9 protein-coding genes are annotated in these 12,358 nt (G+C 70.3%); 4 read left to right on the top strand and 5 right to left on the bottom strand.

The window, feature by feature from the left end; genetic code table 11:
* The first annotated feature begins 8 nt into the window (after window positions 1-8).
* Together GWK61_RS30955 and GWK61_RS30960 are read left to right on the top strand one after the other, a co-directional pair.
* A complete protein-coding gene (locus GWK61_RS30955) occupies window positions 9-3,857 on the top strand; it encodes a DUF4082 domain-containing protein (protein ID WP_194914919.1) in 3,849 nt (1,282 codons plus the stop codon).
* A gap of 137 nt (window positions 3,858-3,994) precedes the next feature.
* A complete protein-coding gene (locus tag GWK61_RS30960; RefSeq protein ID WP_194914921.1) occupies window positions 3,995-5,050 on the top strand; it encodes a glycosyltransferase family 2 protein in 1,056 nt (351 codons plus the stop codon).
* A gap of 411 nt (window positions 5,051-5,461) precedes the next feature.
* On the opposite strand, the gene GWK61_RS30965 is transcribed toward GWK61_RS30960, so the two are convergent.
* Together GWK61_RS30965 and GWK61_RS30970 are read right to left on the bottom strand one after the other, a co-directional pair.
* On the bottom strand, window positions 5,462-6,694 hold the full coding sequence (locus GWK61_RS30965; RefSeq protein WP_194914923.1) for a cytochrome P450: 1,233 nt from the start codon (window positions 6,692-6,694) through the stop codon (window positions 5,462-5,464).
* Window positions 6,691-7,266 (bottom strand): TetR/AcrR family transcriptional regulator, encoded by a 576-nt coding sequence (locus tag GWK61_RS30970; protein WP_194914925.1) that lies wholly within the window; start codon window positions 7,264-7,266, stop codon window positions 6,691-6,693. The genes GWK61_RS30965 and GWK61_RS30970 overlap by 4 nt, the downstream gene beginning before the upstream one ends.
* Before the next feature lie 150 nt (window positions 7,267-7,416).
* On the opposite strand from GWK61_RS30970, the gene GWK61_RS30975 reads away from it, so the two are divergent.
* Complete coding sequence (locus GWK61_RS30975) at window positions 7,417-7,593, top strand: hypothetical protein (protein WP_194914927.1); 177 nt, start codon at window positions 7,417-7,419, stop codon at window positions 7,591-7,593.
* A 15-nt stretch (window positions 7,594-7,608) separates the two neighbouring features.
* On the opposite strand, the gene GWK61_RS30980 is transcribed toward GWK61_RS30975, so the two are convergent.
* Genes GWK61_RS30980 through GWK61_RS30990 form a run of 3 tightly spaced genes read right to left on the bottom strand, consistent with a single transcriptional unit; the run spans window position 7,609 to window position 11,457 of the window.
* Window positions 7,609-9,141, bottom strand: a complete 1,533-nt coding sequence (locus GWK61_RS30980; protein ID WP_228563214.1) for an oligosaccharide flippase family protein — start codon at window positions 9,139-9,141, stop codon at window positions 7,609-7,611.
* Entirely contained in the window at window positions 9,138-10,550 is a 1,413-nt protein-coding gene (locus tag GWK61_RS59895) for an O-antigen ligase family protein (protein WP_194914933.1), read from the bottom strand. The genes GWK61_RS30980 and GWK61_RS59895 overlap by 4 nt, the downstream gene beginning before the upstream one ends.
* Window positions 10,551-10,563: 13 nt before the next feature.
* A complete protein-coding gene (locus GWK61_RS30990; protein ID WP_194914935.1) occupies window positions 10,564-11,457 on the bottom strand; it encodes a hypothetical protein in 894 nt (297 codons plus the stop codon).
* Window positions 11,458-11,681: 224 nt separating this feature from the next.
* Here GWK61_RS30990 and GWK61_RS30995 point away from each other — a divergent pair.
* A partial coding sequence (locus GWK61_RS30995; protein ID WP_194914937.1) for a hypothetical protein occupies window positions 11,682-12,358 on the top strand: 677 nt, incomplete at its 3' end.

Here is a 12,358-nt window from a genome sequence, read left to right on the forward strand (position 1 = left end):
GCCGAACGATGTCGCACAAATTCTTCAGAGGGCTGAGAAAGCCTGTATACGCCGCCCTAGCGGCGGCGGTCGCCTCAGTGGTGACGGTGTGGGGCGCGGCTGTGCCGGCCCACGCTTCGACGTGTGCCAACGCGGTGGCGTGTGAGAACCAGCAGACCTCCGGTGTGCAGGATCTGACGGACGGCGCCGGGAACCTGGCGACGTACACGAGTGCCTACGGAGACATCCAGGGGTTCACCAACACCGAGAGCGTCCTGCCCGGCGGCACGATCACCTTGAAGGTGGAGTCGCCGACGAAGTACGCGGTCGAGGTCGACCGGCTGGGGTACTACGCGGGCAAGGGCTCCCGGATGATGTCCTGGAGCATGAACACCTCGACCGGCACGTACCCGGCCGACTACGGCAGCACCCTGCCGGCGTGTGACTCCGACAAGTCCACCGGCTTGGTGGACTGCGGCAACTGGCCGACCACCGTGTCGATCCAGGTGCCGTCCACCGCGGTGTCCGGGGTCTACATCGTGGCACTGGAGCAGTGGGACAGCACCGACGCGCTGATCGGCTACATGCCGGTGCCGGTGATCGTCCGGGAGCCGGACAACGCCGCGCACCACAGCGACATCGTGGTGCAGACGTCCGACCAGACCTGGCAGGCGTACAACACCTTCGGCGGCCAGGACGTGTACGTCGGCAACGGCCCGGCGCCGGACGGCCGCGCGTACCGCGTCAGCTACAACCGGCCGCTGCCGGACATCGGCCAGAACGGGATCTTCGGCTCGGAGTTCTCGCTGATCTACTGGCTGGAGGAGAACGGCTACGACGTCAGCTACATCTCCGGCCTCGACGCCACGGCGGATGCGCAGTCGGTGAGCAACCACAAGGTGTTCATCTCCTCGGGCCACGACGAGTACTGGAACCAGGCCCAGTGGAACAACGTCATGGCGGCGCGCCACGCTGGACAGAACCAGATCTTCATGGCGGGCAACGAGGTGTTCTGGCGGACCCGGATGGAGAACAGCATCGACGGGTCGAACACGCCGAACCGCACCATGACCACGTACAAGATGACGAAGCTGTACGGGACCACCCCGGTGGACGGAGTCCCAGACCCGACAGGGCAGTGGACCGGTACCTGGATGGACGCGCACGGCTTAGGGTCGGGCGCGGCACCTGAGGACCAGTTGACCGGCACACTGTTCTCGGTCAACGCGAACCAGTACTCGCCGATCACGTTCTCGTCGCAGTTCTCGAACTTGCGGGTCTGGCGGAACACGTCGGTCGCGAGCCTCATGAGCGGTTCGGAGAGCACGCCGTACGGTCTGCTCGGCTACGAGTGGGACTCGGACTACGCCGACTCCACCCGGCCGCCCGGTGAGATCGACCTGTCCTCGACGACGCTGACCGTGGACCAGCTCCGCACGGACTACGGCAACAACTACTCGACCGGGCAGGCCACGCACAGTCTGGTGGAGTTCCGCGACCAGACGTCGCACGCGCTGGTGTTCGGCACGGCCACGGTCCAGTGGTCCTGGGGCCTGAACAACCTCCACACCGACAACACCGGCGTCGCGAACCCGCCGAACCCGCCCAACCAGACCACCACGGCGGACCGCGACGTCCAGCAGGCGACCATGAACATGCTCACCGACGAGGGCGTGCAGCCGACCACCCCGCAGACCGGGCTGGTCATCGGGACGCCGCTGGCGGGCGGGACGCAGGGCCCGACCACGGCGGTCACCTCGCCGTCCTCCGGCACCACGGTGCAGGTGCTCAAGCCGCTGACGGCCACCGGCACCGCGGCGCCGGCGGCCGGGACCGTGGTGGCGCGGGTCGAGGTCTCCGTGGACGGCGGCACCACGTGGAACGCCGCCAACACCACGCACACCAACGGCGGCGCGGTGACCTGGAGCTACGCCTGGACGCCGACCACGATGGGCAGCGCGACCATCCAGGTCCGGTCCGAGGACGACAACGCGGACATCGGAGCCACGCAGTCGGTCAGCCTGACCATCGGGCCGCAGATCTGCCCCTGTGTGATCTTCCCGTCCACGGCCTCGCCGGGGCATCCGGACAGCGGGGACGGCTCGTCGGTGGAGATCGGGACGAAGTTCAAGACCTCGACCGCGGGCAAGATCACCGGCGTCCGGTTCTACCAGAGCCCGGCGAACACCGGCTCCCACGTGGCGAGCCTGTGGACCTCGAACGGGATCCTGCTGGGATCCACGCCGGCCTCGACGGCGACGGTGACGCAGCCCGGCTGGCAGACCTTGAACTTCACCACTCCGGTGTCGATCAAGGCCAACGCGACGTACGTGGTGTCGTACCACGCGCCGGTCGGGCACTACGCGGCCGACGCCGGCTACTTCACGAACGCCGGGGCCGGGGCGCCGCCGATCCAGGCGCAGCAGTCGACCCCGTCCAGCGGGGACGGCGTCTACGCCTACGCGGCGTCGACGAGCTTCCCGAACAACTCCTTCAACGACACCAACTACTGGGTGGACCCGGTGTTCGACAACACCGGGATCCCGACCACGCCGCCGACGGTGACCTCGACGACGCCGGGGTCGGGGGCGACCGCGGTGTCGCCGACGACGCAGGTGTCGGCGTCGTTCAGCGCGGCGATGGACCAGACGACGGCGACCTTCACCGTGAAGGACGGGACGGGGACCGCGGTTCCCGGGTCCGTGAGCTACACGGCGGCGACGAACACGATCGTGTTCACGCCGGACAGCCCGCTGGGGCTGAGCACCGGGTACACCGCGTCGATCCAGGCGGACGACGCGTACGGGAACGCGATGACCGCTCCGGTGACGTGGTCGTTCACCACGGCCGCCACGATGCCGGCGCCGGCGTGCCCGTGCACGCTGTGGCCGTCGTCCACGGTGCCCAACACGGCGGACTCCGGGGACGGGAACTCGGTGGAGCTCGGGGTGAAGTTCTCGTCGTCGTTGGCGGGGAACGTGACCGGGCTGCGGTTCTACAAGAGTGCTTCGAACACCGGCACGCACACCGGGACGCTGTGGAGCGCCACCGGGCAGCAGCTGGCGACGGGCACGTTCACCGGGGAGAGCGCTTCGGGGTGGCAGACGCTGACGTTCTCGACGCCGGTGTCGATCGCGGCGAACACGACGTACGTGGTCTCCTACCACGCGCCGGTCGGGCACTACGCGGCTGACGCGGGGTACTTCACCAACCAGCACACGTACTATCCGCTGAGCGCGCCGGGCACTTCCAACGGTCTGTACTCCTACGGGGCGTCGACCACGTTCCCGACGAACACCTACAACGCCACGAACTACTGGGTGGATCCGGTGTTCCAGACGACGGCGCCGGCCGCGAGCCCGGCCGCGACGCCGCTGAGGAGCCCGAGCGTGCGGGTCAGCGGGACCCGGACGGCGGGGGCGACGGGGGCCGCGGTGGTGCCGACGCTCGCGGGCAACCGGCTCGCGCTGCGCGAGGACCCGGTGATGGACCCGACGCATCCGATCACGACGGTGCTTCCCCCGACGGCCGATCCGGCGTCGGTGAAGATGACCGTGGTGACGGCGGCGCCGGTGCCGGGGCAGGAGTGGCAGGCGGGGACGAACATGCCGGGGTTCGTGACGTTCGATCCGGCGACGCACGTGGTGGCGTTCCATCCCAACGGGCTGCTGCCGCGGACCGCGTCGTACCGGGTGACGGTGAACGTGAACGTCGGCAACGACGATCCGACGCCGCCGCTGACGTGGGTGATCCAGCCGACGCTGGTGGTCGGCGGGACGCCGCACGTGCCGGGCTCGGGGACGCCGCTGGGGGTGGCGCCGGGCGTGTTGCCGTCGCCTTCCTGGGGGAGTCGGAGTAACAAGCCGGGGATTCGGTAGGGCTGGTGGCCGGTCGGGTTCTGCGCCTTCGGGCGCGGGGGCCGGCCGGCCGCTTGCTGGTTTGTTCTTGTTCTTGATCTCTTTCTTGATCTGTTTTGACGGCGAGCTGTTAGCGGCGAGGGACCGGGCGGATTGTTATGGGCAGTGTCAGTGTCGTGATTCCGTGCTACCGGTACGGGCACTTCTTGGCCGACTGCGTGCGGAGCGTGCTGGACGAACAGCCGGGCGTGGACGTACGGGTCCTGATCATCGACGACGCCTCGCCCGACGACTCGGCGGACCGGGCCCGGGAGCTGGCGGCCGCCGACCCGCGGATCACGGTGCAGGTGCACGAGGCCAACCGGGGGCACATCGCGACGTACAACGAGGGGCTGCTGGAGTGGGCCGACGGGGACTACAGCGTCCTGCTGTCGGCCGACGACCGGCTGACGCCCGGCGCGCTGGTGCGCGCCACGGCGCTGCTGGACGCGCACCCTGCGGTCGGGTTCGTGTACGGGCACCCGCTGACGTTCCAGGACGGCTCCGCGCTGCCGCCAGCGCGCGGCGCGGACTGGCACAGCGGGCAGTGGGCGGTGCGCCCGGGCCTGTGGTGGCTGCGGCGGCGCTTCCGCACGGCGGAGGGGTGCATCACGTCGCCGGAGGTGGTGATCCGCACGTCGGTGCAGAAGCGCATCGGCGGCTACGACCCCGCGCTGCCGCACTCGGGAGACATCGAGATGTGGATGCGCGCGGCGTCGGTGGCCGGCGTGGGGCACATCCGGGGGGCGGACCAGGCGTATTACCGGCGGCACGGCGCGAACATGTCGACGGTCGACTTCGGAGGGCAGCTGGACGACCTCCGGCAGCGGCGCGCGGCGTTCGAGTCGGTGCTGGTGAAGTGCGGCGACGCCCTGCCGGACGCCGACGCGTGGGCCGCGGACATGCGACGGAGGCTGGCGCGGCAGGCGCTGCGTCGGGCGGTGCGCGCGTACGACAAGGGGCTGACGGGGACGGTTCCGGTGACGGAGCTGGTGGCGTTCGCGGAGGACTGCTGGCCGGAGTACCGGCGGCTACCGGAGTACGCGGGGCTGAAGGTGCGGCGCGCGGTGGGTGAGCGGGCGATGCCGTACCTGCGGCCGCTGGTGGTGAGCGCGGCGGTGAACAAGGGGCGGGAGTGGGTTTGGTGGCAGTCTTGGCGGCGGCGGGGGTGGTAGGGCGAGTGGCGGCTACGCGATCGCTCATTGTCTAGCTTCTGGGCACCGGCCGCGCCGCCAGCCCAGCCACACCGCTCGACTGCCGCTAGCTGAATGCTGCCAGCCGAGTGCCGAGTGCTCGACCGCTGACCGACCGGCTGTCGAGTACCGGTCGCGCCGCCAGCCCAACTACGCGCCGCTCGACTGCCGCTCGCCGAGTGCTGCCGACCGAGCACCGCACTCGCTGCCTGCTGGCCGATCGCCAATCGCTCGACCGCAGATCGACCGGTTGCCGAGCGCCGTGCCTACCGCCAGCGGTCTGGCTGCCGACCGCCAATCGCTCCATGGCCTATCGCTGGCCGCCGAGTGCCGGGCGCTCGCTAGCTGGTGCGCGCTGGCTCTCGGCCGCTGGCGTGCTCAGATCGGCTCTCCTCAGGCGCTCACCGGCAGGTGTCGCAGGCCCCTGATCGTCGAGCCCGGTTTGCGATGCACCGGGCCGGCGATCTTCAGTTGCGGCATGCGTTCGGCCAGCAGCTGCATGGCGATCGTCAGCTCCATGCGGGCCAGGGGTTGGCCCACGCAGTAGTGGGCGCCGCTGGAGAAGGCCAGGTGGTCGGCGGGGTCTTGGCGGTCGATGGCGAAGTGGTCCGGGTGGTCGTAGACCTCGGGGTCGCGGCCGGCTGCGCCGAGGAGGGTCACGACCCACTGGCCGCGTTTGATCTGGTGGCCTTCGAGCTCCAGGTCTTCCAGGGCGATGCGGCTCGTCGCCTGGACCGGGGGGTCGTAGCGGAGTGCCTCCTCGACTGCCTTCGGGGCGAGGCGTTCGGGGTCTGCGCGGAGTGCTTCCCACTGGTCCGGGTTGTTCAGGAGGGCCAGGACGCCGTTGCCGATGACGTTGACGGTGGTCTCGAAGCCGGCGATCAGTAGGAGGAAGACCATCGGTTCCAGCTCGCCGGGCTTGACCTGGTCGCCTTCGGCGGCGATCAGGCGGCTGATCAGGTCGTCGGCCGGTTCGCGGCGGCGGAGCTCGAAGAGCTTCTCGAACAGGGCGTGCAGTTTGGCGTCTGAGGCGGCGAAGCGCGCTGCTTGGCGCAGGGACTGGATGCCGTCGAGGGCGCCGCCGATGACCGCGCCGTGCTCGGCGAACTCACCGCTGTCGGCGTCGGGGATGCCCAGCAGCTCGGTGATGACGCTGATCGGCAGCGGCGCGGCGAAGCCGGAGACCACGTCGAAGCGCCCGTCGGTGGATGCCCGGTCGAGCAGTTCGCCGACCGTGCTCTCGATGCGGGTCCGGAACGCCGGCAGCGTCTTCGGGCTGAACGCAGGCTGCGCCAGCCGCCGCAGCCGCGTGTGGTCCGGCGCGTTCATGCCGAGGAACGACAGGTCCAACTGCTCGTCCTGCACCACGCCGAACCTGCGGTCCCGCAACACCGCGTTGCACACCCGATGGCTCGTCGTCGACCAGTTCCCCCGCGCCGTCAGGGTCAGCGTCCCCCGCTCGCGCATCCGCCGGTAGACGGCATACGGATCCTCGCGCCCCTTCCGCGTCATGAGCATCGCCATCGGCTCGCGTCGCACGTGCGCCAGATACTGTGTGCCCGCGCGCTGCGCATAGAGACTCGCCGCGAATCCGGCCGTCTGCGAGAACTTAGAGAACGCACTCATGCCCGCACCCCCAAACCGTGCAGCAGAGTGCTGAGCGCGAGATCCGGCGCGTCGAGCGGCGCCAGCTTCCCGAACTGCACGGAATCAGCGGCCGTGTAGACAAGCGAATTCACCATCTGCAGCATCCACCAGTCCGGCGTGGACGCGGCGATCAACCCCGCGCTCCGCGCCCGGTTCAGCACCGCGAGGCAGCGCTTCTCCGCGTCGACGTACCGCTGCGTGAGCTCGTGGTCCTCGTCGAGGACGGGGTTCCGCCACAAGAACGCCAGCTGCGGCCCGCTCTCGATCATCGCCGCGAGCAGCTGCCGCAGCCCCGCCTCCGTCCCGGGCTCGTCGGCGACGCGGTCCACCGCCTGTTCATAGATCTCCGTCGCCCGCAGGCCCACCGCGCGCACCAGATCGTCCCGGGTCGCGTAGTGCTTGTGCAACGTCGTACGGCTTATCCCGGCGGCTTCGGCCACCTCGGCGAGCGAGGCGCCGGGCTGGGCCAGGAGCACTTCCGCGACGACGTCGAGCAGGGGCCGCTTCATCGCACGTCGGGAGCGGCCGAGGATGCTGGACTGAACACTCATGTTCAGAACGGTACGCCAATGTGCTCCATCGGGCAACGATGTATAGGCATGAACGCCTCTGACCAGCCATAGCAACACTCTGTCCGCCGAGAGGCCGCCATAGCGTGCCGCGTCGGTCCGAAAACGGGTCGCGCTGGTGAAGGGTGAAGGGTGAAGGCGGAAGTGGCATGGCAGGGCACGCTGTGGCTCCGCGACGCGCACACCGGCGCGCCGCTCGCCGAGCCCCTGCCCGTCCACACTGACTCCGTGATGTCCTCGGCCGTCGCCCTCCTCGACGACAAACCGATCGTCATCACCGCCGGGCTCGACCAGCGGATCCGCGCCTAGGCCAAGCATCCGCACCTAGACCGAGGCCGACTCCCCCGAAGCGAGGCGTTCGTCGGCGACCACGGGCAGCGGCGTCGCCTTCGAACGCCGGCTGAGCCGGGAGCTCACCGAGCCCCACACCTGTCGCATCGCCGACGCGGGCACCGCGATCGGCACGTACGCGACCATCGCCGCCAGGCTCGCCCCGGCCAGCCCGAGGTCGGAGTCGCCGGCGACGTGGTTCACCGCCATGGCGACCGCGACCACCACGGCGCCGCCGATGACCGGTCGCCAGGTGACCGCGAAGATGCGGAGCGGATGGATGCCGACGGCGCGCAACGTCAGGAGATAGGCGGGGCCGATGAGGCCCGCCGCGACGATGACGTGACCCAGGCCCACGCCACTGATGCCGTGGCGGTGTGCGCCGATGATGAGCGCGGGGATCAACGCCACCAGCCACAACGCCTGGACGGTCAGCAGCGCGCGGGAGCGCCCGGCGGCGACCATGAAGTCGTAGCAGAGCTCGAAGATGATCCGCAGCAGGCCGAGGATCGCCAGGTAGCGCAGGGCTCCGGCGGCGCCGATCCACTGGTCGCCGTAGACCGAGCGGATGATCGGGGTCGGTAGCGCCGCCAAGAGGGCGCAGGCCGGGACCGAGGCGATCAGCAGCGGTGAGAGTCCGCTGGTGAAGCCGTCCGTCAGAGTCTGCGCGGACACAGCTGCGCGAGAGAAGCCGGCGAAGGAAACGCGGCGCGCCGTCTCGGAGATCGCCCGGACCGGCCAACTCGACATCGTGAACGCCACCCGGTACAGGCCCAGCGCCACCGGGCCGAGCGTCGCGCCGACCACCGCGCTGTCGGTGTTCATCGTCGCCAGGACGAACAAGCTCGCCCCGGCCAGCGGGGCGCCGTAGCGGACGAGCTCGCGGGCCACCGCGCGGTCCCAGCCGGGCCGCAGGTATCCGGGGGCTGCGATACCGCAGCCGATCAGCGCCACCATCACGCCGGCCACGCCGCCCCAGGCGAAGCTGGAGGCGCCCCAGCCGCGGAACGCCAGGATCAGCGTCAGGCCGGAGCTCACGACGAAGGTCAGCAGGTCGATCGTCAGCCGTGCGCGCTGTCTGAACTCGCGCATCAGCACGGCGTTCGGGACGCACGCCACTCCGTCGACGACCACGGCGAAGCACAGGATCCGCAGGACGCCGGTCGCGTCGGGGGAGCCCAGCATGATCGCGATGTCGTGCGCCAGGAACCAGAGCGCGACGTACAGCACCGTGCTGGACGCCGTCGCGAGGGTGACCACCGTTGGCGCGAACGTGCGCGGATCGCGGTCCCAGCGCACCACGGCCAGGCTGACGCCCAACTCGTTGAACGACAGCAGCACCGCCTGCGCGACGCCGCCGACCGCGTACAGGCCCCAGTCCCGCGGCGTCAGCGCGCCGCGCGCCAGGATCACGCCGGTGGCGAAGGTGCCGATCCGGATCAGCAGGGTGTTGATCAGGCTCCACTTGGCGGCCGAGCGGACCCGGTCGCCGAGCGATTCCGGGGCGTCGGCTTGCGTCTGGCTCATCCGGTACCTGCCTGGGCTCGGGCTCTGGCGGCGGCTTCCGAGCGGGCTATGCCTAAATAAGCACCCGAACAGCCGAAGAGGAGGAAGAGCAGTCCGCTGAGCATCGGGAAGCTGAGCGTGTCGAAGGTGGCGCTGATGAAGAGCATGACCGCGAACGCCGCGGCGAAGCACTGGCCGAGGTCGCGGTACGGCTCGTCCACGCTGAGCTTGCGGCCCAGCCGTCCGGCGCGGATGCCGGTGAAGTAGATGACCAGCACGGCCAGCACCCCGACCACGCCGACCTCGACGAGCGCGAGGAGGTAGTAGTTGTCGGTGTAGCGGTAGAGGCTGGGGATGAACGTGGCCGGGCCGCGGCCGAACCACGGCCGCTGTTTGATGTACGGCGCGACGCCCGCGTAGTCCTTCGTGCGGGCCTGGGAGCTGTTGTCGTTGTTGCCCGAGGCCGAGGAGAACAGCACCAGGATGGTGCCGAGCAGGCCCGGGACCAGGACCCGGACGGCCGCGGCCCCGACCAGCGACATGAGGTACGCGGGGCGGCGCCGGGCCTTGGGCCAGGACGGCATCAGGACCGCCAGGACCACGACCAGGCCGATGATCGCGGTGCGGGAGACCGTCATCGGGAGGCTGATGATCATGGTCGTCACCGGGCCGTAGCGGCGCAGCATGTTCTTCAGCCCGGGGCCCCAGCGCGCGGCGTCGCCGGCCTGCTGGAGGGCGAAGGGCAGGTGGACCGCGATCACCGCGCCGAATTCCAGCGGCTGGGTGGTGGTGGCCTGCGCGCGCAGGTGGCCGCCGCGGGCCCCGGTGGCGGCCGGGTCGACGTTGGTCGCCAGGCCCGGGATGATGACGTGCTCGGTCAGCTGCCAGCCGGAGAAGAACTCGAGGATGCCGATCACGGCCACGGCCGTGCCGAGCAGGACCAGCCGGCGCAGCAGGACCTCCAGACGGGCCCGCTCGGTGATCCCGGCGGAGGCCACGACCACCAGGCCGCACCAGATCAGCATGAGGATCAGGGCTCTGTCGGCGGCCTGGGTCTCCAGCGGGCTGGCCGAGCGGCCGGACAGGCCGATGTAGGACAGGGTGAAGGCGATGGTGAGGACGCACATCGCCTTGCGCACCGAGCTGGATCCCGGGTCGAGACTGAGGCGCCCGGTGAGGCGTCCGGCCAGGAACCACAGGAAGGCCAGGACCGAGAAGACGGTCGCCGGGGCGCCCAGGGCGCCGAGGTTGGCGACCGTCTGGGTGGCCGGGGCCAGCATCACCAGGGTGGCGTAGATCGTCAGGACCGAGGCGGCGTCCCGCTTCGGGGGCTTGGCATCGGGCTCGGCCGCCGCGGGCTTGCGGGCCGGGGTGACGCCGCCGCCGCGGCGGACGGGGCGACGCAGGCGCGGCGGCGCCGGAGCGCTCACGTCCCGGCGCCCGTCAGCGCGAGCCCGGATCGCGATCGGTGATCGCGAGGTGTTCGAGCGGGAGTGGCTCGATGTCGATCCACGGCTCGGTTTCATCCTCGTCCTCTGGATCGAACTCGGGATCGCGGTAGCGGGGGAGCTGGGAGGCGGAGGATTGGGCCGGGGTGCGTCGGGCCAGGGTGCCGTTGCCGGTGTTCGCGGTCGCGGTGCTGGCGTTGTTCCCGCTGTTCGCGCCGTTGCCGTTGCCGTTTCCGGAGCCGATCCGGCGGCGCGGCTGGCCGGCGCGCTCGCGGGCCCGCCGCAACGCCATCGCCTCGCTGCCGAAGACCGAGAGGAAGAGGATCGCCAGGCCGAAGACCCCGGCCCCGGCCACGTCCTCGAACTTCTTCTTCATCGACGTCGTCGGCTTCTGCGGCGGCACCACGACCACCGCGCGGATCAGCGTCGAGGTGGGCAGCGAGGCCGTGGTGGTGGTCTGGATCACCGCGAGCTGGTCGATCGCGTACTGGTCGAACGTCTGCAGTTCGGTCAGGACCAGGTTCTGGTTCTTGCCGCTCACCGTCAGCGTGAGGAAGGGCCCCGAGGCGTTCGGCGCGAGCTCGGCCGAGGCCGGGTCGACGACCCCGCGCGCGGCCAGATCGGCCGCCGACTGGTCGGATCCCAGCCGGCGCGCCAGGAAGTCCGCCATCGGCGTCAGGGAACTGTCGAAGGCCAGGAACGGGTTCCCGGTCCGCTGGTTCGCACTGGAAGCCGCCGACGAGTTCAGAAGACTGATCGTCGACGTCGTCTGATACGTGGACGAGATCATCGTCCACGCTGCCCCGGGAAGGGCGATAGCCACGATCAGCGCGGGGATGGACACGTACCATCGCCGCAGCATGACGCGCAGCATCGTGCCGAGATCCATGGTCCCCCCACGTTTCGCTTCGGCCCGCGTGGCGGATCCCAGACGGAACCCGACGGTGGTCCATGATAGGGCCGTAAAAGGCCACGGGGAAGGAAACGGACAAGGTCGCGGTTGAGGGGATCTCCCCCCGCCCGCGGACTTCCGCCCCGGCCCACCGAGCTGCATCATCGAGAAGGTCGCCGCGGGCCACCCCCGGCGCGCAACCCGGCCGACAGGGGGCGAGTGTGAGGGCGCACGACGAACTCGGCACAACGCGGGGCTGGCGCAACGCCCGCGCGGTGCGCGAGGTGCGGCTCCGTGCCCGCGCATGGTGGCTGGCGGTACCGATCCTGGCGGTGACGATGGCCGGCGGCTACGCCGCAACGCACCCCGCCCCCCGCTACCGAACCCAGGCAGTGGTCCAGGTCGAGGCCCCGGCGGTAGAGCAGGCGAAGGCGGACAACCCGAACCCCTACGCGGACCAGAAGGCCTCGCTGGCAGCCACGGCAGCGCTGATCGCCGAGGGCCTGTCAAGCGATTCGAGTGCCGCAGAACTGCACGCACAAGGCATGTCGGCGGGCTACTCACTGACACCACGCAACAGCGGCACGACGCAGGAGCCGTACTACTGGCTGCCGAGACTGGACATCACGGCAGACGGCCCGAGCGTCGCGGCAGCCTCGGCATCACTGAAGATCCTCCTGAACGCCCTCAACGCAGACCTCGACGACCTCCAGAACCGCGTCGGCGTCGACGCCGGGGACCGGGTACGGACGCAGCTGCTGGTGTCGCCCTCGACCGGCCCGGTACCGGTGCGGAAGACCAGGGCGCTGGCAGGCGTGCTGCTGATCGGCGGCGGGGCCGCGGCGCTGATTCCCGGGTGGGTGCGGCGGTCGGCTCGGCGACGGAGCGAGAGTCGGGG

The sequence above is a fragment of the Catenulispora rubra genome (assembly GCF_015356825.1).
Lineage (GTDB): Bacteria > Actinomycetota > Actinomycetes > Streptomycetales > Catenulisporaceae > Catenulispora > Catenulispora rubra.

Excerpts from the sequence above, each read along its gene's own strand:
- GWK61_RS30955 (WP_194914919.1), top strand. The coding sequence starts at position 9 with ATGTCGCACAAATTCTTCAGAGGGCTGAGAAAGCCTGTATACGCCGCC.
- GWK61_RS30960 (WP_194914921.1), top strand. The coding sequence starts at position 3,995 with ATGGGCAGTGTCAGTGTCGTGATTCCGTGCTACCGGTACGGGCACTTC.
- GWK61_RS30965 (WP_194914923.1), bottom strand. The coding sequence starts at position 6,694 with ATGAGTGCGTTCTCTAAGTTCTCGCAGACGGCCGGATTCGCGGCGAGT.
- GWK61_RS30970 (WP_194914925.1), bottom strand. The coding sequence starts at position 7,266 with ATGAGTGTTCAGTCCAGCATCCTCGGCCGCTCCCGACGTGCGATGAAG.
- GWK61_RS30980 (WP_228563214.1), bottom strand. The coding sequence starts at position 9,141 with ATGAGCCAGACGCAAGCCGACGCCCCGGAATCGCTCGGCGACCGGGTC.
- GWK61_RS30990 (WP_194914935.1), bottom strand. The coding sequence starts at position 11,457 with ATGGATCTCGGCACGATGCTGCGCGTCATGCTGCGGCGATGGTACGTG.